Raw genomic sequence first — 25950 nt, forward strand, 5'->3', positions numbered from 1 at the left:
ACCGTCAGAACTCGACGACCACCTTGCCGAAAGGCCCGCGATAGAGATGATCGAGCGCCTCAGGGAATTCGTCGAAGGCATAGCGCCTGTCGATCACGGGCTTCAGCCCGGTCTGGTCGATTGCCCGCACCAGGTCTTCCAGCGCACGGCGATGGCCGACGGAAATGCCCTGCACAACAGGCGCCTTGAGCAGCAGCGGGCCGGCGGGGCCGGAGATCTCGAACCCTTCGAACACGCCGATGACGGAAATGCGGCCATTGATCGCCACCGCCTTCAGCGCCTGGCCGAGATGCGGGCCGCCGACGATCTCAAGCACGTGATCGGCGCCATAGCCGCCGGTCAACTGATAGAGTTGTTCAACCCAGTCGCCCTCATGGCGGTTGATCGCGTGATCGGCGCCCAGCGCAACGGCGCGGCCGAGCTTCTCGGCGCTGCCTGATGTGATGAAGACCTCCGCACCGTGCGCCTTGGCGATCTGCAGACCGAAGAGGGCGACACCACCGGTGCCTTGCACCAGAACCTTGTCGCCGGCCTTCAGACCGCCGCGTTCGATCAGCGCGAACCAGGCAGTCAGCCCGGCGCAGGGCAAGGTGCTTGCCTGCGCCGCATCGAGCGTCTCAGGCGCGCGTGAATACCATTCCTCCGACAACACGGTATATTGCGAGAGAACGCCGGGATAGAAGCCGCCGCGTGTCTTGTAAGGTGGGGTGCGCGCATCGCCCAACCCGCGTCCGTCGATCCAGTCGGGCGAAAAGGTCGAAATGACCCGGTCGCCCGGTTTGAAACGGCTGACTTCAGGTCCGACTGCCTCGACGACACCCGCCATATCGGAAGCTGGCACGAAGGGAAATTGCAGCGGCAACCCCATGCCGCTCTACATCACCAGCCGGTCGCGGAAATTGAGCGAGACGGCTTCGGTCCGGACCAGAACACTGTTTCCCGAAACCGGTTCGAGCTTCCGCTCGCCGATCGCGAGATGGCGCTCCGGTCCAACCGCGTCGATCTGCCATTGCCGTGTTGTCTGCATTGTCTTGCTCCTTGTCCATTGCGGGAGCCGAAACCATATCGTTGAATATTTCGCACCAGTTGCGATATTAATTCTCCAGAATGGTTCCAAAGAGGAAACAAATGGAACAGCTGAAGGGTATCTCGATCTTTGTCGAAGCCGTCGAGGCAGGTGGCTTTTCGGCTGCCGCCGAGCGGCTCCATCTCACGCGTTCGGCGGTCGGCAAGACGATCGCACGTCTGGAACAGCGTCTCGGCGTGCGCCTCTTCAACCGCACGACACGCATGCAGAGCCTGACCGAGGAAGGCCGCTTCTTCTACGAGCGCTGCCTGCGGGCGGTCGAGGAAATCCGCCTCGGCGAAGCAATGTTGGAATCCGGCCGGCGTGACGTGCGCGGCCGATTGCGCATCTCGATGCCCGTGCTCTTCGGCCGCCACTGCATCGCGCCGATCCTCGCACGCCTGCTCGATGAACATCCGAACCTCGAACTCGACCTTTCCTTCAACGACCGGATCGTCGACCTGCTCGAGGACGGCTTCGATCTTGTCATCCGCAACGGACCGCTGAAGGACAATCCGGATCTGATGGCCCGGGCGATCGCCCGCCAGCGGATGACCGTCTGCGCATCGCCTGCCTATCTGGAAAAACATGGTGCGCCGCAGACGGTCTTCGATATTCCCCGGCATGAAGGCATTGTCTACAGGCGGGGCGACGACGACAAGGGTTGGATCTTTCCAACTGCGGCCGATCCCGTGCGGCGGCTGGTGCCAAAGGCGCGACTGCGGCTCGACGACCTCGCTTCGATTTCCGATGCGGCCGTCGCCGGGCGCGGTCTTGCCTGGCTCCCCTGCTGGCTGGTCCGCGAGGAGGTGCTGGCAGGCCGGCTCATTCAGGTGTTGAAGCAGGAACCGGCCAATGTCTTCGATGCCCATGCCGTCTGGTTGCGCTCCCCGGTGATGCTGCCCAAGGTGCGGCTCGCGATCGATACGCTCGCCGCCAGACTGCCGGCAATGATGGGCTGAAGCGCTCGCCGCGCGTCTGCTAGCGACGAGAAACCCATGTTATTCTTCGGCTTTCTCTGGAAATAACGCGATGCCGCAGTATATCCGCCAAGTCACCGTCCGTTGTGGGTGGCCGCCATATCACTCGGAAAACGTCAGCATGTCACTTCGCAGCGCCCTCCGCGCACAAACTGCAGATTGCCACGCCGCGGTGGACACCCTCTTTGGCAGTTTCAACCTCTCACGCACCCAGGATTATAAGGCTTTCTTGCGCGCGCATGCCCGGGTCGTACCATCTGTGGAGCATGCGCTTGAGAATGGAGGAATCGGCCGTTTGCTGCCGGACTGGCCGGAACGACGGCGCGCGCACCTGCTGGCTGCCGACATAAGGGAACTCGATGATCGATTGCCCGCACCGCTTCCGCAACCTGCCTTGGACTGCGAAGCAGCGGTCTGGGGCGCCGCCTATGTCCTCGAAGGTTCCAAGCTCGGCGGCGCACTGCTCGCCAAGGCCGTCCCTGATCTCTTGCCCAGCAGCTACCTGAGCCCGCAAGGGCCGAAGGGCGCCATGCGGCTTTTCATGGATCGTCTTGACGCGAGCAAGGTGGACGATCCCGGTGCTGCTGTCGCCGCAGCCCGCGATGTCTTCGATCTCTTCCTCAAAGCGGGGCAAGTCGAACTGGAAGCCGTCCCATGAGCGGCACGCACGAACCCGTCGATCTCACCAACTGCGACCGAGAGCCGATCCACCAGCTCGGCTCGGTCCAGCCCTTCGGCTTTCTGTTGGCGGTATCCTCAGACTGGATCGTCATGCGCGCCTCCGCAAATCTGGCGGAGTTTCTCGGAGTGACAGACGCCAACGCGGTCGGCCGTCCCGTTATCTCTCTGATCACCCCCGAAGCACTCCACGCAATCCGCAACAAGCTCACCACGCTGCGCGGTTCCGACGTCGTCGAGCGTATTTTCGGCATTGCCCTGATGCCCGATCAAAACAGGTTCGACCTTGCCGTGCACCTGAACGGCGGTCAGGTCATCATCGAAGGCGAGCGCTGCCAGGAAGACAGGCACGACGCCGCGTCGCTCTCGATGCGCAGCATGATGTCGCGCCTCGACCACACGGAAACACTGGAAGCTTTCTTCCGCGAGGGTGCAAGACAGGCGCGGGCGCTCACCGGCTTCGATCGGGTCATGGTCTACCGTTTCGACGAAAGCGGTTCCGGCGAAGTGGTGGCGGAAGCCGCCCGGGCCGGTATCGGATCGTTCCTCGGGCTGCACTATCCGGCTTCCGACATTCCGGTACAGGCGCGCGCCCTTTATCTGCGCAACCTGTTCCGTATCATTGCTGATGTCGACGCCGTCGCGGTCCCGATCCTGCCGCAACTCGACGAGCACGGTCAGCCGCTCGACCTCTCCATGTCGGTCTTGCGTTCGGTCTCGCCGATCCATATCGAATATCTGAAAAACATGGGCGTTGGCGCCTCGCTTTCCATATCGATCGTTGTCGACGGCAGGCTCTGGGGCCTGTTTGCCTGCCATCACTATGGCCCGCGTCTGCCTTCGGCCCAAAGCCGCTCCACCGCCGAACTCTTCGGTCAGATGTTTGCGTCGCGCCTTGAAAGCCGCGAACGGCGACTGGCTCTCGACTACGAGACCAAGGCGCGCCGCATCGCCGACCGGCTCCTCACCTCCGTCGCAGACAATGCGAGCCTGCTCGACGATCCGGCCTGGCTGATCGAGGCGCTCGCCGACGCCATTCCTGCCGACGGGATCGGCGTCTGGATCAACGGCCGGCTGGCACTTGCCGGCATCGGGCCGGATGAGAGAGGTTTCGCAGCCCTCGTCCGCCACCTCAACCGCAACGCCGCCGGCCGCATCTATGCCGTGGACAGGCTCGCAGAAACCTATCCGGATCTTGAGATCGACGATGTGGTGGCAGGCATGCTCGCCATCCCGATCTCGCGTTCGCCGCGCGATTATGTCGTGCTTTTCCGTCAGGAATTGGTGCGCACCGTTCGCTGGGCTGGCGATCCGCACAAGCCGGTGGAATACGGCCCGAATGGCCCGCGGCTGACGCCGCGCAAGAGTTTCGAAGCCTGGTCGGAACTGGTGCGCGGCCGCTCGCTGCCCTTCACCGATGCCGAGCGCCGTGTCGCCGAAACGATCCGCGTCACATTGATCGAGGTGGTGTTGCGCCTCACCGACGAGGTCAGCATGGCGCGCCAGACGGCAAACGAGCGCCAGGAACTGCTGATCGCCGAGCTGAACCACCGTGTCCGCAACATATTGAGCCTCATCACCGGTATCATCCGGCAGTCGCAGGCAACGTCGGTCGGCCTTGGCGATTACATTCGCCAGCTCGAAGGCCGCATCCAGTCGCTCGCCCGCGCCCATGACCAGATCACCCGCGATCACTGGGCGCCCGCTTCGCTCCGGCAATTGTTGCTGGCAGAGACCGCCGCCTATCTCGGGAAAAATGCGCAACGCATCCAGATGGGCGGCGAGGATGTATTGCTGGAACCGCACGCCTTTTCCACCGCCGCCCTTGTCTTCCATGAGCTGATGACCAACAGCTCCAAATATGGCAGCCTTTCCGGCACCGGCAGCGGCACGGTCCAACTTGGCTGGCATCGCGACGACGACGGCAATCTGCGCATTGGCTGGCGCGAAAAGGATGGTCCGCCCGTCGTCGAACCCAAACGCCATGGCTTCGGTTCGACCATCATCCGCCGCTCGATCCCCTATGACCTCGGCGGCAAGGCGGAGGTGCGCTACCTCAGGGATGGGCTCGAGGCCGATTTCTCTATTCCGGCGCGACATGTCGTCGGACCGACGAGCGAACGGTCAAATCCGCCTCCAATCGGAGCAACCGGAGGCAAGACGATTCCCGACGATCAGCCGCTTTCCGGCCTGAACGTGCTGCTGGTGGAAAACAATTTGATCATCGCCATGGATGGAGAGGACATCCTGCGCCGCCTGGGCGCCGACGTCGCAACGGCACCAAGTGTCACTGCGGCGATGGAAATTCTGGCCGACCAGTCCTTCGATCTGGCGCTTCTCGATGTCAATCTTGGCGAGGAGACGAGTTTCGGGATTGCCGACCGGCTGGCAGCTGATGGCGTGCCCTTCATTTTTGCCACGGGCTATGGGGAAGGCATCGCCCAGGCAAACAGCCACTCGGACGCGCCCGTGCTGCAGAAGCCTTATACGACGGAAGGAGTGACGGATATTCTTGCCCGGGTGCGGCTCCTGAGGAGAGGGTAAAACCCTCACCCCCCAAGAGGATCCGGTCGCAGCCCGCCGATGAAGAGCTGTTCCAGAAACCGCGCCGCATCCTCGAAACGCCCTTCGCCCGAATGTTCCTGCCCCAGCACGGCACGCACCTGAACGTCGAAATCCGCGTAATGCTGCGTCGTCGACCAGATGGAAAAGATCAGATGGTAGGGATCGCATTTGACGATCTTGCCGGCTTTCGCCCAGGCGCGGATGACCTCCGCCTTCTCGTCGACCAGTTCCTTCAGTGGCCCCTTCAGCTCGTCCTCGATATGCGGTGCGCCCTGCAGCACCTCATTGGCGAAGAGCCGGCTCTCGCGGGGGAAATCACGGGCCATCTCCAGCTTGCGGCGGATGTAACTGCGGATTTCCGTCTCCGGATTGCCTTCGGCGTCGAAGGCGCGCAGCGGCTCCAGCCAGGTGTAGAGCACCCGGTCGATCAGCGCCCGGTGCATCGCTTCCTTGGTGCGGAAATAATAGAGCAGGTTGGGTTTCGACATGCCCGCCACTTCGGCAATCTGGTCGATGGTCGAGCCGCGGAAGCCGCTTGCCGAAAACACATCGAGGGCCGCTTCCAGGATCTGCTCTTCCTTCTCTTCCTGGATTCGCGTCCGCCTCAGGGTTTTCGCTGCTCTCGGTATGGTCACAGGCTGTTATTTCCCCTTGAAATTCAACTTCTTCGCTCAAGTTTGGGTTGGGGACGACCCTCGCCGCTTCCTTGAGCAACTGCCCGCATTTTTATCGGCGATTTTCGTGATTTTCGTCTTGAGCCCGGCGGTGGAAGTTGTAATGTTTACCAATCGGTCAAATTATCCGTCAGATGTAAAACAAAGGCAACTGGCGATTTTCCGGCGCTCGACAAAACCAATAAGGGAGCGCAGGAAAGGACCACGGGAACAGGCGGGCATGCCTCTCTGCATGACTGCCGCAAACAGGTGAGGGCATAAAGAATGGTGGCAGCACCAGGCGAGAACATGCGCGTCAATGGCGACCGTCTCTGGGACAGTCTCATGGACATGGCGAAGATCGGCCCCGGCATCGCTGGCGGCAACAATCGCCAGACGCTGACAGATGCCGATGCGCAGGGCCGCAGCCTTTTCAAAAAATGGTGTGACGATGCCGGTTTGACCATGGGTGTTGACCGCATGGGCACGATGTTCGCCACCCGCCCCGGCACCGATCCCGATGCCTTGCCCGTCTATGTCGGCTCGCATCTCGACACCCAGCCGACCGGCGGCAAATATGACGGTGTGCTCGGCGTACTTGCGGCCCTCGAAGTCGTGCGCACCATGAACGATCTCGGCATCAAGACCAAACATCCGATCGTCGTTACCAATTGGACGAATGAGGAAGGCGCGCGTTTTGCCCCTGCCATGCTGGCGTCAGGCGTCTTCGCCGGGGTGCACAGCCTGGACTTTGCCTATAATCGCAGAGACCCCGAGGGCAATCTGTTCGGCGACGAATTGAAGCGCATCGGCTGGGTCGGCGACGAAGAGGTCGGCGCCCGCAAGATGCACGGCTATTTCGAATATCATATCGAGCAGGGGCCGATCCTCGAAGCCGAAGAAAAGCAGATCGGCGTCGTCACTCATTGCCAGGGCCTCTGGTGGCTGGAATTCACGCTGACCGGCAAGGAAGCCCATACCGGTTCGACGCCGATGAACCTGCGCGTCAATGCCGGTCTCGCCATGGCCCGCATCCTGGAAATGGTCCAGGACGTGGCGATGGGCGAACAGCCGGGCGCCGTCGGCGGCGTCGGACAGGTGTTCTTCTCACCGAACTCCCGCAACGTGCTGCCCGGCAAGGTGGTCTTCACCGTCGACATCCGCTCGCCCGACAAGGAGAAGCTTGATCGCATGCGGGCAAAGATCGAGGCGAAGGCGCCTGAGATCACCGATGCACTCGGCGTCGGCTGTTCCATCGAGGCGATCGGCCACTTCGAGCCGATCACCTTCGATCCGAAACTGGTCACGTCGGTGCGCGAAGCCGCCGAGCGGCTCGGCTACAGCCACATGAACATCATCTCCGGCGCCGGCCACGACGCCTGCTGGGCCGCCAAGGTCGCACCTGCAACGATGGTCATGTGCCCCTGCGTCGGCGGGCTCTCGCACAACGAGGCGGAAGAAATCTCCAAGGAATGGGCGGCCGCGGGCGCCGATGTGCTGTTCCATGCGGTAGTCGAGACGGCGGAGATCATGGTGTGATGGCGCCAGACTTGCCAACGACTTATCTCGACTATGCCGATGCCTTTAAGTTCGGAATTCAGCGAACTGCCGACGACCTTGCATGGGCCACCGCCAATGTGACGCCAGTGAGCGAAGGACCGTGGGGCGAGGTCCCTGGTGTGCAGATCTTCTACATTGGCATCAATACAGGAGGCGAGCGGATCAGGCTTCCGCAAATATCGAGTTTTTGGCGATATAAACCTTCTGGGGTTCAGCTGACCGATTCAGATGACCGAGCCCCAGATTCGCTCCACCAAACCTACTATATCTCTGGGCCTGGGCCCGGTGTCGTTCGGATCGAACTCGGCCCTTCCATGCCCGGAATCTTGATCGAACGTCCCAAAGGCAGCCAACCCATACAAGCAACCGGACTGATCGATGGCAAGGATTTCTACTTTCGCGAAAGCGATGGTTTTTGGTCCTTGTCAGTTGGCGGCACCGATGTCGTTGAGCGGCCCGACTGGTATTATGAGGAAGAGCATGACGCGGCCGATGAGTTGAGTGAGGAGGCAGTCTACAGCCTTGTTGCCAAGGGTGCAGGGCTCTTTAGAAAAGGCACGCCGACAATGGCAATAGAGCCGCAAGAGCAATAGGACCGCAGGGAAAAGGAACAGCAGCCATGACCACTGTCATCAAGAACGGCACCATCGTCACCGCCGACCTGACCTATAAGGCTGACGTGAAAATCGACGGCGGCAAGATCATCGAGATCGGGCAGAACCTCTCGGGCGACGAGACGCTGGATGCCACCGGCTGTTATATCATGCCGGGCGGCATCGATCCGCACACCCACCTCGAAATGCCCTTCATGGGCACCTATTCCTCCGACGATTTCGAGAGCGGCACCCGCGCCGCCCTTTCCGGCGGCACGACGATGGTGGTCGATTTCGCCCTGCCCGCCCCCGGCCAGTCGCTGCTCGAGGCGCTGACCATGTGGGACAACAAATCGACCCGCGCCAATTGCGACTATTCCTTTCATATGGCGGTCACCTGGTGGAGCGAGCAGGTCTTCAAGGAGATGGAGACCATCGTCCGCGACAAGGGCATCAACACCTTCAAGCACTTCATGGCCTACAAGGGCGCGCTGATGGTGGACGATGACGAGATGTTTGCCTCCTTCCAGCGCTGCGCCGAACTCGGCGCGCTGCCGCTGGTGCACGCCGAAAACGGCGACGTCGTCGCCTCGATGTCGGCAAAGCTGCTGGCCGAAGGCAATAACGGCCCTGAGGCGCATGCCTATTCCCGGCCCGCCGAAGTGGAAGGGGAAGCCACCAACCGCGCCATCATGATCGCCGACATGGCCGGCTGCCCGGTCTATATCGTCCACACCTCCTGCGAACAGGCGCACGAGGCGATCCGCCGCGCCCGCGCCAAGGGCATGCGCGTCTACGGCGAACCGCTGATCCAGCACCTGACGCTCGACGAAAGCGAATATTCCAATCCCGACTGGGATCATGCGGCCCGCCGGGTGATGTCGCCGCCCTTTCGCAACAAGCAGCATCAGGATTCACTCTGGGCGGGGCTTGCCTCCGGCTCGCTGCAGGTCGTCGCCACCGACCATTGCGCCTTCACCACGGCGCAGAAGCGTTTCGGCGTCGGTGATTTCACCAAGATCCCGAACGGCACCGGCGGCCTCGAAGACCGGATGCCGATGCTTTGGACCCATGGCGTCAACACCGGGCGGCTGACGATGAACGAATTCGTCGCCGTCACCTCGACCAACATCGCCAAGATCCTCAACATCTATCCGAAGAAGGGCGCGATCCTTGTCGGCGCCGATGCCGACATCGTCGTCTGGGACCCGCAACGTTCCAAGACCATTTCGTCCAAAGCCCAGCAGTCGGCGATCGACTACAACGTCTTCGAAGGCAAGGAAGTCACCGGCCTGCCGCGCTACACGCTGACACGTGGCGTCGTGGCGATCGAGGAAGGCGCGATCAAGACCCGCGAGGGCCACGGCGAATTCGTCAGGCGCGAACCTGTCACGGCTGTCAGCAAGGCGCTTTCCCAGTGGAAGGACATCACCGCGCCGCGCAAGGTGACGCGTAGCGGCATTCCGGCAAGCGGCGTATGACGATGGCGCCTGACGATACGGTCATCAACCGGGGACCGCTGCCTCTATGCCAATGACCTCACGCACGCACCAAAGCGTCCAACTCCGGCAGAAGCACGACACTTTCCTGCTCGTTCGGATCGGTGCGGGCGATGATCGCCGTGCACGGCGTGCTGCTGAGGTTCGCCGGCAGGTGCGGCACACCCGCCGGGATATAGAAAAGTTCGCCGGCATGGACGATGACGTGATGCTCGAGCCGGTCTCCGTACCAGGTATGGGCTTCGCCGGAGAGCACATAGATCGCCGTCTCGTGCGCCTCGTGCAGATGCGCTCTGGCGCGCACGCCAGGCGGGATCGTCAGGAGATGCATGCAGATGCCCTTGGCGCCGACCGTCTCGGCCGCGACCCCCTGGAAATAGCTGAGCCCCTGCTTGCCGTCATAGGCATGATTGGGGCGAACGATGTGGCAGGTGGGCTTTGATGTCACGTCCATCCTCATCCTCCATGGAGTGTGTCGTCGATAAAACCGGCGGTAATGATAACATGCAAACCGCGCTCCCGCGGGGAAAACAAGACTGGTCGCATTGATGCAAGCACCCTCCGTCGTATCCGCCAAGGATCTCTGTCTCACCTACCAGGCGAATGACGGCCCGGTGCGTGCACTGAGCAATGTCAATCTCGATGTCCGCAAAGGCGATTTCGTCTCTTTCATCGGCCCCTCGGGCTGCGGCAAGACGACTTTCCTGCGTGTCATCGCTGATCTCGAGAAGAGCACGTCTGGCGAGATCTCGATCAACGGCATGACACCGGAAGAGGCTCGCAAGGCCCGTGCCTATGGCTATGTCTTCCAGGCGCCGGCGCTCTATCCCTGGCGCACCATCGAAAACAACATCGCCCTGCCGCTGGAGATCATGGGCTATTCCAGCGCCGACCGGACGCGGCGCATCGCCGAAGCGCTCGATCTCGTCAGCCTTTCGGGCTTCGAGAAGAAATTCCCCTGGCAGCTTTCCGGCGGCATGCAGCAGCGCGCCTCGATCGCCCGCGCGCTCGCCTTCGACGCCGACCTGCTGTTGATGGACGAGCCCTTCGGCGCCCTGGACGAGATCGTCCGCGACCATCTGAACGAAGAGCTGCTGAAACTCTGGACCCGCACCAATAAGACGATCTGCTTCGTCACCCATTCCATCCCCGAGGCGGTCTATCTCTCGACCAAGATCGTGGTGATGTCTCCGCGCCCGGGCCGCGTGACCGATGTGATCGACTCGACCCTGCCGGCCGAACGCCCGCTCGACATCCGCGAAACCCCCGAGTTCCTGGAAATCGCCCATCGCGTCCGCGAAGGGCTGAGGACGGGGCACGCATGAGGAGCGGGAGTTTGATTTCGGGGTTTACCCCCCTCTGCCCTGCCGGGCATCTCCCCCACAAGGAGGGAGATCGATATGCCGCGCCGGCTTCCCCAAACAATGATCGCCGGTCCGTTCGCCATAGAGGCAACGGGGAACGAGGCGCTGTCCACCAGCCAATCTCCCCCCCTGTGGGGGAGATGCCCGGCAGGGCAGAGGGGGGTGTCTCCATACTCAACACCACATGGGAGCCAATCCCGTGAAACCCGACACCTTCAAGGACAAGATCGTCCCTGTCACCACAATCCTGCTCGCCCTCGTCGTCATCTGGTATGTCGCCGCCATCCTGATGAACGCGCCGTTCCAGCGCGACATGGACGGCCGCGCCGGCGCCACACCAACGACCCTCGAATTCATCGGCAAGACGCTGGCGCAGCCGAAGCCGATCCTGCCCGCGCCGCATCAGGTGGCGCAGAACGTCTACGAGAACACCTTTCTGCGCAGCCTTTCGAGCAACCGCAGCCTCGTCTATCACAGCTGGGTAACCCTCTCCTCCACCCTGCTCGGCTTCGGCTTCGGTATGCTGCTCGGCATCCTTCTCGCCGTGCTGATCGTCCATAACCGCGCCATGGACCGCTCGCTGATGCCCTGGCTGGTGGCGAGCCAGACCATTCCGATCCTTGCCATCGCGCCGATGATCGTCATCATCTCCTACAACGTACTGACCGGCGACAATGCCATTGCACATCTGCTGAACCTCGATTCAGACGCCTCCCGCCTCGTCTCCAAGGCGCTGATCTCCACCTACCTCTCCTTCTTTCCGGTCGCCGTCGGCATGGTGAAGGGGCTGCGGTCGCCTGAGATCATGCATCTCGACCTGATGCGCACCTATTATGCCAGCCCGATGCAGACTTTCTGGAAGCTGCGCGTTCCAGCCTCGATCCCTTTCCTCTTCACCTCGATGAAGGTGGCGATCGCCGCCAGCCTCGTCGGCGCCATCGTCGGCGAACTGCCGACGGGTGCCGTCGCCGGCATCGGCTCGAAGCTGCTCGCCGGCTCCTATTACAGCCAGACCATCGATATCTGGGCGGCGCTTGTCGCGGGATCGCTGCTGGCGGGCATTCTGGTTGCGATCGTCGGCGTTGCGGCGAAGATCGTCGACCGCGCCATGGGCGGGAGGCCGGCATGAGACATCTGACCTTCTCCTGGCAATGCGTGGTCGCCCTCCTTCTCTGCGCCGGGGCACTGACGGCTTTGCCGCTCCTGGCCGAGGGCGCGACGCGCCCCCTCACCGACGGCACGGCAAGCCTCATTTTCACCATCGTCATCGCGGCTGCCCTGCTGTCATTCGCACCGCAACCGCCGGCCTATCGGGCCACCGTGCTGTTTATCGGCGCGCATGGCGCCGCCTGGATGCTGCTTTCGGCTCTTTCCGGCAATGAGGGCACGGCGACGCGGGCTTTCTTCCTGCTGCTTTTTGCCTGCTGGCTGCTTGCCTGGCGATGCGTCACCGAACTGTCGAAACTGCAGCCCGTCACCACTTTCGGCAAGTCGGCACTCCAGCTGTTGATCCCGGCGATTTTTGGCGCCTGGATCCTCATTCTCTGGGAGGCGGTCACGCGTGGCGCCGGCGTTCCCTTCATCCTGCTGCCGCCGCCGAGCGCCATAGGCGCGCGGTTCATGGCATCGCTGCCGATCCTCGGCGCGGACGTCAGGCAGACGATCTTCAAGGCGGTGCTGATCGGTTATATCGTCGGCTGCCTCAGTGGCTTCGTCGTCGCGGTGCTCGCCGACCGCATCGCCTTCCTGCGCCGCGGCCTTCTGCCGATCGGCAACATGGTTTCGGCCCTGCCGATCATCGGCGTCGCCCCTGTCATGGTCATGTGGTTCGGCTTCGACTGGCCGTCGAAGGCCGCCGTCGTCATCATCATGACCTTCTTCCCGATGCTGGTGAATACCGTCGCCGGCCTTGCCGCCTCCGGCAGCATGGAGCGCGACCTGATGCGCACCTATGCCTCCGGCTATTGGCAGACGCTGCTGAAGCTCAGGCTTCCGGCGGCAATGCCCTTCATTTTCAACGCACTGAAGATCAACTCGACGCTGGCGCTGATTGGTGCCATCGTTGCGGAATTCTTCGGAACGCCGATCGTCGGCATGGGCTTCCGCATCTCCACCGAGATCGGCCGCATGAATGTCGACATGGTCTGGGCGGAAATCGCCGTCGCGGCGCTGGCCGGCTCGATCTTCTATGGCATCATCGCCCTGACCGAACGGGCGGTGACGTTCTGGCATCCGTCTATCCGTGGTGGCTAGGCGCGCGCGGGCTCCAGAAACGGGCCCGGGCATAACTTCAGAGGGTAAGGATAAGAAAATGAGAAAGTTGATGGTTGCAATGATGGCGAGCGCAATGTCGCTTGCATCGGCCCATGCGATGGCCGCCGACAAGGTGGTGCTGCAGCTGAAATGGGTCACGCAGAGCCAGTTCGGCGGTTATTACGTCGCCAAGGACAAAGGATTCTACAAGGAAGAAGGCCTCGACGTCGAGATCAAGCCGGGTGGCCCTGATATCGCCCCCGAGCAGGTGATTGCCGGCGGCGGCGCCGATGTCATCGTCGACTGGATGGGCGGTGCCCTGGTAGCCCGCGAAAAGGGCGTTCCGCTCGTCAACATCGCCCAGCCCTACCAGAAGGCGGGCCTGGAAATGGTCTGCCGCAAGGACGGCCCGATCAAGACCGAAGCCGACTTCAAGGGCCACACGCTCGGCGTCTGGTTCTTCGGCAACGAGTATCCCTTCTTCGCCTGGATGAACAAGCTCGGCCTTTCAACCGAAGGCGGTCCGAACGGCGTTACCGTGCTGAAGCAGAGCTTCGACGTGCAGCCGCTCGTCCAGAAGCAGGCCGACTGCATCTCCGTCATGACCTATAACGAATACTGGCAGGCGATCGATGCCGGCTTCAAGCCGGAAGAACTGACGGTCTTCAACTACACGGAAATGGGTAACGATCTTCTCGAAGACGGCCTCTATGCGATGGAAGACAAGCTGAAAGACCCGGCCTTCAAGGAGAAGATGGTCAAGTTCGTCCGCGCTTCGATGAAGGGCTGGAAATATGCCACCGAGAACCCCGACGAAGCCGCTGAGATCGTCATGGACAATGGCGGCCAGGACGACAACCATCAGAAGCGCATGATGGGTGAAGTCGCCAAGCTGGTCGGCGACAGCTCCGGCAAGCTGGACGAGGCGCTCTATGCCCGCACGGCAAAGGCGCTGCTCGACCAGAAGATCATCAGCAAGGAGCCGTCGGGCGCCTGGACGCACGATATCACCGACGCCGCTTCCAAGTAATTTCGGCAAGATTGCGAAGCGAAACGCGCGGGAGATTTCCCGCGCGTTTTGTCTATTTTTGCGCAACCGAAAAAAATGCCTTGCAACTGTCGCATTTATCGGGCGTCAAACGTCTTAGGGATGAGCGCGATCAATCTTCGTAATGTTGACATAACCTTGCGGTGATTGATTGACGTCGGAATGGTAATTATTATCGCCGAATGGGGAATTGTTTTCTGCCGGACTTGTAGATCGAGCAAATCGATACCACCTACAAGCCGAATTTGCCGGCGAGGGATGAAGACGGCAAAGGATCGGCGGATACCTCTGAGAATGCAGGAAGGGCAGTGGCCTGATCGCGCGCTGAGTGGCAGACGCTCGAGTTCGGCCAACCTTATCATAAGATTGGACGAAGACGCATGGCACGCAAGCCGATTGGAATTCTAGGCGCCTCTACTCTTTTTGCAGCGGCACTTGCTGCATCCACCGCATTTTCGCAGGAAGCGCCGGTCGCAAAACCGCAGCAGAACCTGCCGGCGATCGTCGTTACCACGGCGGTCAATCGCACCCTCGTCGACCGTGTCATCGGCACCGGAACGGTCAAGCCCGTCGAGGAAGTCTATATCCAGCCGCAGGTCGAAGGCCTCTCGATTCGCACGCTGAAAGCCGATGTCGGCGACAAGGTTCAGGCCGAAAGCACGCTGGCGACGCTCAACGATGACGCAGTGGTCCTGGAAAAGAGCCAGATGATGGCGACGAAGGCCAAGGGCGAGGCAAGCCTCGCCCAGCTGCGCGCCCAGCTCATCGAGGCGCAGGCCAATGCCGAACAGGCAAGGCAGCAGCAGGCCCGCGCCCAGGAAATGGTCAAGAAGGGCACGGTTTCCACCGCCCAGGTCGAACAGGCCGATGCGACTGCCGCCGCAGCCAATGCCCGCGTCGTCTCCGCCGAACAGGCGATCGAGGTCTCCGAAGCCGATCTCAAGGTCTTTGACAGCCAGATCGCCGATGCGGATTTGAAGCTGGCGCGCACCGATGTGAAGACGCCGGTCGCCGGCACGGTCTCGGCGAAGAACGCCAAGGTCGGCGCCATTGCCGCCGGCAACGGCGATCCGCTGTTCACCATCATCCGCGACGGCGATATCGAGCTTGTCGCTGAGGTCGCCGAAAGCGATGTCATCAGGATCATGGCCGGCCAAAAGGCAACGATTTCGCTTTCCGGCAGCCGTGAGAAGCTTTCCGGTGCCGTGCGCCTGGTTTCGCCCACCGTCGATCCGATTACCCGCCTCGGCCTCGTCCATATCTCCATCGATGATGACAGCAAGGCGCGCTCCGGCATGTATGGCAGCGCCGAGATCATCGTGCGCGAGACTGAAGGCGTAGCGCTTCCCTTGACCGCGGTACTCACCGGCAATGAAGGCTCCTCCGCCCGTAAAGTCGAAGACGGCGTGGTGAAATTCGCCAAGATCGAGACCGGCATTCAGGACGGCGCCTATGTCGAGGTCATCAATGGATTGAAGTCCGGCGACGAGGTCGTGGCCAAGGCGGGCGCTTACGTCCGCGACGGCGACCACATCACGCCGGTGCGTGAACAGCCTGCGGCTTCCAACTAAAGAGACCATCCGATGAATTTTTCAGCCTGGTCCATCCGAAATCCCATTGCACCACTGCTGGCCTTCTGCCTGTTGGTGTTCATCGGCATGCAGTCCTTCAACGCGCTGCCGATCACGCGCTTTCCGAACATCGACGTGCCACTCGTTTCGATCAACGTGACGCAGAGCGGCGCTTCGCCGGCCGAGCTCGAAATGCAGGTGACGAAGGAGATCGAAGACGCGGTGGCCTCCATCACCGGCATCGACGAAATCCAGTCGACGGTGACCGACGGCAGCTCGCAGACCGTCGTCATGTTCCGGATGGAAGTGCCGACCGAACAAGCCGTGCAGGACACCAAGGATGCGATCGACCGCATCCGCAGCGATCTCCCGACTACGGCTGAAGCACCGATCGTCTCCAAGGTCGATGTCGAGGGACAGGCGATCCAGACCTTCGCCGTTTCCTCGCCTGCCATGTCGCTGGAAGAACTTTCCTGGTTCGTCGACGATACGATCAAGCGTTCGCTGCAGGGCCAGGCCGGCATCGGCCGTGTCGACCGCTACGGCGGCGCAGAGCGTGAAGTGCGCATCGAGCTCACCCCTGACAAGCTAAATGCCTACGGTATCACCGCCGCGAGCGTGAACCAGCAGCTGCGCGGCACCAACATCGACCTCGGCTCAGGCCGCGGCCAGGTGGCGGGAAGCGAACAGGCGATCCGTGTTCTCGGCGACGCCCGCAACGTCGCCGACCTCGCCAACACGACGATCGGCCTGCCGAACGGCCGCTTCGTCAAACTATCCGATCTCGGCGTCATCAAGGACACCTATGAGGAGCCGAAATCCTTCTCGCGCTTCAACGATACGCCAGTCGTTACCTTCGGCGTTTTCCGCTCCAAGGGCGCCAGCGAGGTCAGCGTCGCCGAAACCGTGGCGCAGAACCTCGACAAGGTGCGGAACGAAAATCCGAATGTGAAGATCGAACTGATCGACGATTCGGTCTATTTCACCTACGGCAACTATGAAGCCGCCATCCATACGCTCCTCGAAGGCGCGCTGCTCGCCGTCATCGTCGTCTTCCTGTTCCTGAGGAACTGGCGCGCGACGCTGATTTCGGCAATCGCCCTACCCTTGTCCGCGATCCCGACCTTCTGGATCATGGACATGATGGGTTTCTCACTGAACCTCGTCAGCTTCCTCGCTCTGACGCTCGCCACCGGTATCCTTGTCGACGATGCGATCGTCGAAATCGAAAACATCGCCCGCCACATCAAGATGGGCAAGACACCCTATCGAGCGGCGATCGAGGCGGCTGATGAAATCGGCCTTGCCGTCATCGCCACCACCTTCACCATCATCGCCGTTTTCGTGCCCGTTTCCTTCATGCCGGGCATCCCGGGCCAGTACTTCATCCAGTTCGGCCTGACCGTCGCCTTCTCCGTCTTCTTCTCGCTGATGGTCGCGCGACTGATCACCCCGATGATGGCCGCCTATCTGATGCGCGCCGAAGACGGCATGGAAGACCATCACGACAATGACGGCCTACTGATGCGGGGATACACCCGGCTCATCCGTGGCACGACTGGACGCTGGTACACGCGTTATGCGACGCTGATTGTCGCGTTCGCTTTCCTGGTCGGATCCGTTTTGTTGCTGATGCAGGTTCCCGGCAGCTTCCTGCCGCCGGAAGATGCCTCGCGCATCGTTCTCTCCGTCGAACTGCCGCCCAATGCGCGCCTTGACGATACCGAGAAGACGACAGATGCGATCTATGACAGGGTCAAGGACATCAATGGCGTCGATAGCGTCTTCGTCCTCGGTGGCGCATCGCCGAAGGGCGATCTCGAACTGCGCCGTGCGACCATTACACTGGCACTCGACAAGCTCGACCAATCGCTGGTCAAGAAGGTGGTCAACGACGTGCTCGGCGACATCCCGGTCGTCGGCCCGATGCTGCCGAAAGTGGAAGTCCACGGCCGTGAACGCCCGCAATGGGATATTGAAAAGGAAGTCTTCGCCAAGCTGCGCGACATTCCCGACGTCCGTATCCTGAAGCTCAACGACCGTGGCGAACGCGACCTCTCCTTCAACTTCCTCTCCAAGAACGACAAGGATCTGAACGACGCCGTCGGCATTCTGGAATCGAAGCTCCGCGCCGATCCGCTGCTTGCCAATGTCAGCGCCGACGGCTCCCTTCCCCGTCCGGAACTGCAGGTTCATCCGCGCATGGATGAGGCGGCCCGCCTCGGCATTACGCCGCAGCAGATCTCCGAGACGATCCGCGTCGCCACCATCGGCGATGTCGATGCCGCCCTTGCCAAGATCTCGCTCGACGATCGCCAGATCCCGATCCGCGTCCAGGCCGCACTCGACATGCGTCGCGACCTCGCGGCCATCCGGACGTTGAAGATCCAGACCGCCAGCGGCGGCACCGTTCCGCTCGCGAGCGTCGCCAATATCGACTATTCGGAAGGCGTAAGCTCGATCAAGCGCAACAACCGCTACCGTGTCGTCTCGATCGGCTCGGACCTTCCCCAGGGCGTCGCACTCGACACAGCCTCCGCCCGCTTCCGCGAGATAGTCAATGGGGCCAATATTCCGGCGTCCGTGCGACTTGCAGAAAGTGGCGACACCAAGGTGCAGACCGAGATGCAGCAGAGTTTCGTCAACGCCATGTTGATGGGCCTGCTGTTGGTGCTGACGGTGCTGATCCTGCTCTTCAAGGACGTGATCCAGCCCTTCACCATCCTGTTCTCGCTGCCGCTCGCCATCGGCGGTGTCGCGGCCGGCCTGATCCTCACCAGCAATCCGCTCTCGATGCCCGTCATGATCGGCATCCTGATGCTGATGGGTATCGTCACCAAGAACGCCATCCTGCTCGTCGATTTCGCAATCGAGATGCGCCATCAGGGCATGTCCCGCGTCGAGGCCATGGTCGAAGCCGGCCGCAAACGCGCCCGGCCGATCATCATGACCTCGATCGCCATGTCGGCAGGCATGCTGCCTTCCGCTCTTGGCGTTGGCGAAGGCGGCTCGTTCCGCGCGCCGATGGCGATCGCGGTGATCGGCGGCATCATCGTTTCGACCGTGCTCTCGCTCGTCGTCGTGCCTTCCTTCTTCCTGATCATGGACGACCTCTCCCGCCTGCTCGGTTGGGCTTTCGGCCGCCTGGTCGGCAAGAAGGACAATGAGGAGCTACCGCTATCGCGCGAGGATCTCACCCGCGTCACCCGGGAGAACCGCGGCGATATCGACTCGCTGGAGGAGCGCCTGACCGCGATCGAAAAGCCGGAAAGCAAACGCAAGACCGCCAACGGCAACGACACCAACGTGCTGCGCCTGCCGCCCTTCGCGGCGGAATAAGCAAAACCCAGGAAATGAGCGGGCCGGGAGCGATCTCCCGGCCCGTTTCGTTTTTTTGGTCATGTCTGACGGTTGACCAAAATCAATTCCGTCGCCGTCTCCCTCCGGTATTTTGCCCGGCAGCATAAAGAATTGAAAAGACCGGCCAGATCAGGAGACCGGGAGATGAACAGAACGCTGACATTCAACGGCCATGAGGCCGCTGTGCTCGCCAAGGCCGCCTTCATGGCCGGGCTCGACCATAACGAGGCTGACGCCCTGCGCGCCTGCGCCACCATTCTCCTCTGCGACCCCCACGAAGTTCTCTTCGAGGAGGGCGACAGGGCGGCCTATTTCTATTGCGTGCTCAGCGGTTATGTCAGGCTCTATCGCCACAACAGCGACGGCAGACAGGCCGATATCCGCATCTGCGAGCCCGGCGACAGTTTCGCCGAATGCCTGATCCACGCCGACGAAACCTATCGCACCGGTGCGCAAGCGATGGATCATGCCGTGTTGGCGGGCTTCCACATCGGCAAGGTCCGGCTGTTACTGGACGAGAGGCCGCAGATCGGCAAGGCGATCATGCGCAGCCTGTCACTGCATCTGATCTCGACGATGGAATGCCTGGCAGGCGACCGCATGCAGACCGCACCGCAGCGCGTGGCGCACTATCTGCTGACCCATTGCGTCGAGGACGGTGCGACCGCTTCGCTGCGGCTGCCCTTTCCCAAAAATCTGCTTGCCCGCAAGCTCGGCCTCGCGCCGGAGGCGCTTTCGCGCGCCTTCTCGACGCTGAAGATGAAAGGTGTCACGGTGCGCGGCCGGGCGATCGCCATCAGCGACGTCAAAGTGCTGCGGCAGATCTGACGGTTAGAGCATGATGCCGAAAGGCTCTAAGCATGTCGCGCAAAAATGTGCAGCGCTTTAGAGCCCGCCCTGCTCCCTGAGGAAGCTAACGATCGAGCTGACTCCGTCACCGCGCTTCATATCGGAGAACACGAAGGGGCGGCTCGCACGCATCCGCGTTGCATCCCGGTCCATGACCTCGAGATCGGCGCCGACATAGGGCGCCAGATCCTTCTTGTTGATGACGAGCAGGTCCGACCGGGTGATGCCGGGGCCTCCCTTGCGCGGGATTTCCTCGCCCTGGCAGACGGAGATGACATAGATGGTGATATCGGCAAGATCGGGCGAAAAGGTCGCCGCCAGATTGTCGCCGCCGGATTCGATGAAGACGACGTCGAGATCGGGGATCCGCTGGTTGAGGCCGGCGATCGCCTGCAAATTGATTGTCGCATCCTCGCGGATGGCGGTATGCGGGCAGCCACCGGTCTCGACGCCGACGATGCGGTCCGAAGTCAATGCCTGCATCCGCACCAGCGCCTCGGCATCCTCCGTCGTGTAAATATCGTTGGTGACGACGGCGACGGAATAATCGTCACGCATCGCCTTGCAGAGCTTTTCGGTCAGCGCCGTCTTGCCCGAGCCGACCGGCCCGCCAATGCCGACACGCAAAGGTCCGTTTCTTGATTTCATGTGCCTTACTCCAATCGAACCCCGATGATAACGAAGCCGCCCGCCTGCGCCACCGTCAAATGACTTAGAGCGCTTGTTTTTCTTCGAATCACGGAAGCGCTCTATCTCTTTGTTTTCACGCAATTCCGGACGCAAACCCGCTGTGCACTTATGCAGGAATTGCTCTCGCCGCAACGATATTTCGGACAATCACGAGCGGAACAGCCGCGTCGCCTGCGTCTCGTGGCGGAGGCTGGCAATTTCGGCCTGCACCGTCGCCGAACCCAGATCGTCAAGCGTCGAGGCCGCCGCCCGCCGGGCCACCTCCGCGATATGGTCTTCCAGACCGGCAAGAACGGCGAGGCCATCCCTTTGCCCGGCGACACCGAGGCGGATGCCGGATGAAACCGCTTGTGAGACATAGGCATGCAGGAAGGCGGCGAGCGCCTTCTCCGGCCTTATACCATGGGCGCCCGTCACCGCGCCGACCGCAATGGGATAAGCGACCCTGTCAGGTAGCCGCTCGAACACCCCGTCCGGCCAGGCCCGCGCCGCTGCGAGAAAAGCCTCGCCGAGCAACATCGTTTCCTGATACCGCTCGCGTGATCCGGCCAACGCCTCGGCGAGTGCAGCGACTTCGGCAAGGCGTGCGGGTTCTGCCTGTTGCCGGTGGCTTTCGGCCAGAAGCACCGCATCGTTCCAGGCCGAACCATTGCCGACCAGCGTGCCGATCCAGGACGCAAGCGAGGCCGCGTCCGCAACGAGCCCGTCGGCAACCGCCCGCTCCAACCCGCCCGAATAGGCAAAGCTGCCGATCGGAAAGGCTGGTGACAGCCATGCCGTCAGGCGCAGCAATGCCTGCAGCTCGCGATCCCCGGTCATCAAGGCTCAGTCGTGCTTGTGGTCATGATCATGCCCGCGATCGTGGCGGTGCTCATGCTCATGCTCGTAGCCATGTTCGTGATCATGGTCATGGCCGTGATCATGCCCGTGGTCATGCCCGTGGTCATGGTTGTGATCGTGATCATGCCCATGCGAATGCCCGCCTTGGGAATGATAGGCGCCGCGCGCCGGCTGGAACGGCTCGTCGATCTCGAGGACGACGGCGCCGAGGCCCTGCAGCATGGCGCGAATAACATGATCGCGCAGGATGACGATGCGGTCTTCCTCGATCTGGGCCGCAAGATGCCGGTTGCCGAGATGCCAGGCGAGCTCGACGAGATGCGTGCGGTCGCGTCCACGAACCTCGAAGAGCTTCTCGTCGGCGGCGAGGATCTCGATCAGTTCGCCGTCGTCGCGCACCAACAGGTCGCCATTGGCGAAAAGCACCGGATCCTTGAGATCGAGCATGACCATCTCGCCATTTTCCAGATGCAGCAGCTTGCGGCGCAGATGGCGCAGATCATGCGGCAGCTTGACCTGGGCGATCGGATGGGAGGAAGGGGTTCCGGCGGGAAGATAGGAGGTGACGCGCTGCATGATATGTCCGTTTTGCTGAGAGGACGACCATGCAAAATAGCTCTTCCCGATGCAAGCACCAATGGCCTTTCGTCTAGATGCGGATGATTTCAGGCCAATTCGGCCTGAAATCATCCGCATCTAAATCAAAAAATAGAGCATGATGTCGTCCGAAAACCGCAAACACTTTTCGGCATCATGCTCCAGGCCCGGCTTTTATATTCCGTAAGCCTGCATCACATTGTCGCTTGGTTCTCTGTTCTCGCCATCGACGCCGTTATCGACGAGCCCGTGCCAGGCGTGATGCAGACCTTCCCGTTCGTGTACGACGCGATTGCGCCCAAGCGCCTTGGCGAGATAGAGCGCCCGGTCGGCGGAAGCATAGACCGCCTGCTTGTTGCGTTCGGCGACGAGATCGGCAACGCCGCCGGAAACGGTGATGCGGATATCGTGCCCCTCAGCCCTGATGGCGCCGCCGGCGATCCGGGCTCGGACGCTTTCGATGCGCTCCATCCGTGCCTCCAACGGCTCGCCGGAGACGATGACGCCGAACTCCTCTCCACCCAGCCGTGCGACGACGGACATCTCATCGAAGGCGGATGTGAGCATGGCCGAAACGGCGATGATGACAGCATCGCCGCAGCCATGGCCGAAGCGGTCGTTGATCGCCTTGAAACGGTCGACGTCAAAAATCACCAGCGACGCGTTGCCATCGGTATTCTCAAGCGCCTCGGTAAAGGCGCGCCGGTTGAGCAGCCCGGAAAGCGTATCCGTGCGGCTGAGCTTTTCGAACTCCGCCCGCGACAGAGCGAGGTCGCGCATGGCAAAGCCGGCAAACAGCGACAGCATGCCGGAAACGGTACCGCCGATCAGCCAGGAAAAGATCGCGCTGAAGCCGATTGCATGGGCGAGCGTTACCGGCAGAAGACCGAGAAGATCGAGCGACGGCATCGTCAATGCGATAATGACTCCTGAGAGAATAACCGCAAGAAAAGCCATCTTCAGGGCAAAGACATAGACGTTTCTGCGGTATTGAAGATCGCCAAAATCGGCCTGCAGCGAAATCCAGTTTCTCATGAGAATCAACCTTCCTGCTCGGCGTTTCCAGGCATTGATAAGAGCCCAATTGCTGCGGGTGTCTTAATTGACTCGTTAAAATTCGAACGGTTTTGGACGTTTCGGTGGACAGAATTTTTCTAGCAGGGGATGCAGCTTTCCAATCCCTGAATCGAACAGTGCGGAGAGACAGATAAACAATTGATATAAAAGGGATTTATTGAGCTTCTGGATGTGGCTGTTCCAGAATGGCTTAGCTGGAGAAAATACCGGTTTTTCCACCGATTTTTACAACCATATGGAGAGCGCTATTCACAATTCACTTTAAGAGCGGACTGGCCCGACAGCTGCTTCAATTGTAGACAGAAACAGACAATCGCAATGCTTGTGGGAGCGGGTTCCATATGCCGGTTCGAAGCCCAGCCGAGCGCAGGGCAGCGGCGGTCCAGGTGTTGCAGCCGAAGAGGGCGTTGAAGTATCCCCTGGCCTCGAAGAACCGGTCGATCTCGCCGTAACCCGCATCCGGAATCGGCACCACCGCGCCCCCGTCACGGACGAAGCTGTCCGAGATAAAATCGCGCAGCTGCGCCAATTGATCCTCACCGACATTGAATGCCGTAACGGTGGGCTGCGGCTCGGTGATAGGACCGGCAAGGTCCACATGCAGCACCGAACGGTCGATCGTCAGCGCGCGCAACACCGGCAGCGGCTTCAGCTCCGCCCATGTGGGCGTTTCCAGATAGAAGGCACGACCGCCCCAGCCGATAATGAGCCACTCCGCGTTCGGATGGCCGAGCGGAAAATCGGTATTGTCGAGGAAGGAAAAGGCAGCCCGCGTTTCCGCGTCGAGCGGAATGGCAATATCGGTATGGATCGGGCCTGACAGCAGCAGAATCCGATGCGTCACCGCCGCAGATGACGCCTTGACCGGGGCAATCAGTGGCCGGGGAATGAAGGTTCCGCAGGCCGCCGAAAGCAGAAGCAGGAATACGATCCGCGACAACCAGCGGATGCCTGTCCTCATCGCAGACGTCCATCACGCATCGGACGCGGGCCTAGAACAGGAAATAGCGCTGCGCCATCGGCAGCACCGTCGCCGGCTCGCATGTCAGCAGCTCACCGTTCGCCCTTACCTCGTAGGTCTCCGGATCAACCTCGATCTCGGGTGTCAGGTCGTTGTGGATCATCGACGCCTTGGAGATACCGCCGCGCGTATTCTTCACCGCTACCAGTTCCTTGGCGACGCCGAGCCGGCCCTTCAGGCCGGCATCGAGCGCGGCCTGGCTGACGAAGGTAACGGAGGAATTGGTGAGGCTCTTGCCATAGGAGGCAAACATCGGCCGGTAGTGCACCGGCTGCGGCGTCGGGATCGAGGCGTTCGGATCGCCCATCGGGGCGGCCGCGATCGAGCCCCCGAGCAGCACCATATCGGGCTTCACGCCGAAGAAGGCCGGATTCCACAACACGAGGTCGGCTCGCTTGCCGACTTCGACCGAGCCGATCTCACGGCTGAGACCATGGGCGATCGCCGGGTTGATCGTATATTTGGCGATATAACGGCGGACGCGGAAATTGTCGTTGTCGCCCTTTTCCTCCTTCAGCCGGCCGCGCTGGCGCTTCATCTTGTCGGCGGTCTGCCAGGTGCGGATCGCCACCTCGCCGACGCGGCCCATGGCCTGGCTGTCGGACGAGATGATCGAGAAGGCGCCGATATCGTGCAGGATGTCTTCGGCGGCGATCGTCTCCTTGCGGATCCGGCTTTCGGCAAAGGCGATATCTTCGGGGATCGACGGCGACAGATGGTGGCAGACCATCAGCATGTCGAGATGCTCGGCAATGGTATTGACCGTATAGGGACGCGTCGGATTGGTCGACGACGGGATGACGTTTGGCTGGCCGCAGATCTTGATGATGTCAGGCGCATGCCCGCCGCCCGCCCCTTCCGTGTGGAAGGCATGGATGGTGCGGCCCTTGATCGCCCCGATCGTATCCTCGACGAAGCCGCTTTCGTTCAGCGTATCGGTGTGGATCATCACCTGCACGTCGTATTCGTCGGCAACCGACAAGCAGCAGTCGATCGCGCCAGGTGTCGTGCCCCAATCCTCGTGCAGCTTCAGCGAGGTGGCGCCGGCCAGCACCATTTCGGTCAGCGCCCCTGGCAGCGAGGCATTGCCCTTGCCGGCAAAGGCGAGGTTCATCGGAAAGGCGTCGGCCGCTTCGATCATACGCGCGAGATGCCAGGGGCCGGGCGTGCAGGTAGTGGCAAGCGTGCCGTGTGCAGGACCGGTGCCGCCGCCGAGCATGCAGGTCATGCCGCTCATCAGCGCTTCCTCGATCTGCTGCGGCGCGATGAAATGGATATGGCTGTCCATGCCGCCAGCGGTGACGATCTTGCCTTCGGCGGCGATCGCCTCCGTGCCCGGGCCGACGATGATGTTGACACCCGGCTGCATGTCGGGATTACCGGCCTTGCCGATCGCGACGATGCGCCCATCCTTGAGGCCGATATCGGCTTTGTAGATGCCTGAATGATCGACGATCACCGCATTGGTGATGACCGTATCGACCGCGCCATCGGCCCGCGTCACCTGGCTTTGGCCCATGCCGTCGCGGATCACCTTGCCGCCGCCGAACTTCACCTCCTCGCCATAGGTGGTGAAATCCTTCTCGATCTCGATGAAAAGCTCCGTATCGGCAAGGCGCACCTTGTCTCCGGTGGTCGGTCCGAACATGCCGGCATAGGCGGCGCGCGAGATCTTGTAGGGCATCC

General features: G+C 61.5%; 22 protein-coding genes and 1 pseudogene. 14 read left to right on the forward strand and 9 right to left on the reverse strand.

Translation table 11 applies throughout. The features are described from left to right. Positions 1-4: 4 nt before the first annotated feature. Positions 5-1027, reverse strand: a pseudogene (locus A6U98_RS19940) (NAD(P)-dependent alcohol dehydrogenase). A 101-nt stretch (positions 1028-1128) separates the two neighbouring features. Between A6U98_RS19940 and A6U98_RS19945 the strand changes: the two are divergent. From A6U98_RS19945 to A6U98_RS19955, 3 genes are all read left to right on the forward strand, one after another. After that, entirely contained in the window at positions 1129-2028 is a 900-nt protein-coding gene (locus A6U98_RS19945; RefSeq protein ID WP_064652135.1) for a LysR family transcriptional regulator, read from the forward strand. A gap of 139 nt (positions 2029-2167) precedes the next feature. Further along, a complete protein-coding gene (locus tag A6U98_RS19950; RefSeq protein WP_064652136.1) occupies positions 2168-2704 on the forward strand; it encodes a biliverdin-producing heme oxygenase in 537 nt (178 codons plus the stop codon). Beyond that, entirely contained in the window at positions 2701-5268 is a 2568-nt protein-coding gene (locus A6U98_RS19955) for an HWE histidine kinase domain-containing protein (protein ID WP_064652137.1), read from the forward strand. The genes A6U98_RS19950 and A6U98_RS19955 overlap by 4 nt, the downstream gene beginning before the upstream one ends. Before the next feature lie 5 nt (positions 5269-5273). On the opposite strand, the gene A6U98_RS19960 is transcribed toward A6U98_RS19955, so the two are convergent. Further along, a complete protein-coding gene (locus tag A6U98_RS19960; RefSeq protein ID WP_064652138.1) occupies positions 5274-5924 on the reverse strand; it encodes a TetR family transcriptional regulator C-terminal domain-containing protein in 651 nt (216 codons plus the stop codon). 16 nt (positions 5925-5940) lie between these two features. Between A6U98_RS19960 and A6U98_RS37440 the strand changes: the two genes are divergently transcribed. The 4 genes from A6U98_RS37440 to hydA are packed head-to-tail and all read left to right on the forward strand — an operon-like array spanning position 5941 to position 9576. Further along, positions 5941-6216, forward strand: a complete 276-nt coding sequence (locus A6U98_RS37440) for a hypothetical protein (RefSeq protein ID WP_210179353.1) — start codon at positions 5941-5943, stop codon at positions 6214-6216. 11 nt (positions 6217-6227) lie between these two features. After that, positions 6228-7481, forward strand: a complete 1254-nt coding sequence (locus A6U98_RS19965) for a Zn-dependent hydrolase (protein ID WP_064652139.1) — start codon at positions 6228-6230, stop codon at positions 7479-7481. Beyond that, on the forward strand, positions 7478-8095 hold the full coding sequence (locus tag A6U98_RS19970; RefSeq protein WP_156667863.1) for a hypothetical protein: 618 nt from the start codon (positions 7478-7480) through the stop codon (positions 8093-8095). The genes A6U98_RS19965 and A6U98_RS19970 overlap by 4 nt, the downstream gene beginning before the upstream one ends. Before the next feature lie 26 nt (positions 8096-8121). Further along, positions 8122-9576, forward strand: coding sequence for a dihydropyrimidinase (gene hydA, locus A6U98_RS19975; RefSeq protein WP_064652141.1), 1455 nt, complete (start codon positions 8122-8124; stop codon positions 9574-9576). A 58-nt stretch (positions 9577-9634) separates the two neighbouring features. Here hydA and A6U98_RS19980 read toward each other — a convergent pair whose 3' ends face one another. Then, positions 9635-10048: a cupin domain-containing protein gene (locus tag A6U98_RS19980; RefSeq protein ID WP_064652142.1), complete on the reverse strand. Its 414-nt coding sequence runs from the start codon at positions 10046-10048 to the stop codon at positions 9635-9637. A gap of 94 nt (positions 10049-10142) precedes the next feature. Here A6U98_RS19980 and A6U98_RS19985 point away from each other — a divergent pair, with 94 nt between their 5' ends. The 7 genes from A6U98_RS19985 to A6U98_RS20015 all read left to right on the forward strand — a co-directional run bounded on the left by A6U98_RS19985 (position 10143) and on the right by A6U98_RS20015 (position 20018). Continuing rightward, positions 10143-10919: an ABC transporter ATP-binding protein gene (locus A6U98_RS19985; protein WP_064652143.1), complete on the forward strand. Its 777-nt coding sequence runs from the start codon at positions 10143-10145 to the stop codon at positions 10917-10919. Positions 10920-11157: 238 nt separating this feature from the next. Beyond that, on the forward strand, positions 11158-12087 hold the full coding sequence (locus tag A6U98_RS19990) for an ABC transporter permease (protein WP_062943510.1): 930 nt from the start codon (positions 11158-11160) through the stop codon (positions 12085-12087). Beyond that, positions 12084-13211, forward strand: coding sequence for an ABC transporter permease (locus A6U98_RS19995; protein ID WP_064652144.1), 1128 nt, complete (start codon positions 12084-12086; stop codon positions 13209-13211). Before A6U98_RS19990 ends, A6U98_RS19995 begins: the two co-directional genes overlap by 4 nt. Positions 13212-13269: 58 nt before the next feature. Continuing rightward, complete coding sequence (locus A6U98_RS20000) at positions 13270-14241, forward strand: ABC transporter substrate-binding protein (protein WP_003542286.1); 972 nt, start codon at positions 13270-13272, stop codon at positions 14239-14241. A 398-nt stretch (positions 14242-14639) separates the two neighbouring features. Beyond that, positions 14640-15830, forward strand: coding sequence for an efflux RND transporter periplasmic adaptor subunit (locus tag A6U98_RS20005; RefSeq protein ID WP_064652145.1), 1191 nt, complete (start codon positions 14640-14642; stop codon positions 15828-15830). 12 nt (positions 15831-15842) lie between these two features. Then, entirely contained in the window at positions 15843-19169 is a 3327-nt protein-coding gene (locus tag A6U98_RS20010) for an efflux RND transporter permease subunit (protein ID WP_064652146.1), read from the forward strand. Positions 19170-19334: 165 nt separating this feature from the next. Further along, positions 19335-20018, forward strand: a complete 684-nt coding sequence (locus A6U98_RS20015) for a Crp/Fnr family transcriptional regulator (RefSeq protein ID WP_064652147.1) — start codon at positions 19335-19337, stop codon at positions 20016-20018. A gap of 57 nt (positions 20019-20075) precedes the next feature. On the opposite strand, the gene ureG is transcribed toward A6U98_RS20015, so the two are convergent. The 6 genes from ureG to ureC all read right to left on the reverse strand — a co-directional run bounded on the left by ureG (position 20076) and on the right by ureC (position 25948). Then, entirely contained in the window at positions 20076-20687 is a 612-nt protein-coding gene (ureG, locus tag A6U98_RS20020; protein WP_003542294.1) for an urease accessory protein UreG, read from the reverse strand. A gap of 189 nt (positions 20688-20876) precedes the next feature. Then, complete coding sequence (locus A6U98_RS20025) at positions 20877-21548, reverse strand: urease accessory protein UreF (RefSeq protein ID WP_064652148.1); 672 nt, start codon at positions 21546-21548, stop codon at positions 20877-20879. Positions 21549-21554: 6 nt separating this feature from the next. Then, positions 21555-22145, reverse strand: a complete 591-nt coding sequence (gene ureE / locus A6U98_RS20030; protein WP_062942712.1) for an urease accessory protein UreE — start codon at positions 22143-22145, stop codon at positions 21555-21557. Positions 22146-22340: 195 nt separating this feature from the next. Then, entirely contained in the window at positions 22341-23201 is an 861-nt protein-coding gene (locus A6U98_RS20035) for a GGDEF domain-containing protein (RefSeq protein ID WP_064652149.1), read from the reverse strand. Positions 23202-23532: 331 nt separating this feature from the next. Further along, positions 23533-24204, reverse strand: coding sequence for a TIGR02117 family protein (locus A6U98_RS20040; RefSeq protein ID WP_064652150.1), 672 nt, complete (start codon positions 24202-24204; stop codon positions 23533-23535). A 31-nt stretch (positions 24205-24235) separates the two neighbouring features. After that, entirely contained in the window at positions 24236-25948 is a 1713-nt protein-coding gene (gene ureC / locus A6U98_RS20045; RefSeq protein WP_018493805.1) for an urease subunit alpha, read from the reverse strand. Positions 25949-25950 lie beyond the last annotated feature (2 nt).

Source organism: Rhizobium sp. WYCCWR10014, assembly GCF_001657485.1.
In the GTDB taxonomy this organism is placed as follows: domain Bacteria; phylum Pseudomonadota; class Alphaproteobacteria; order Rhizobiales; family Rhizobiaceae; genus Rhizobium.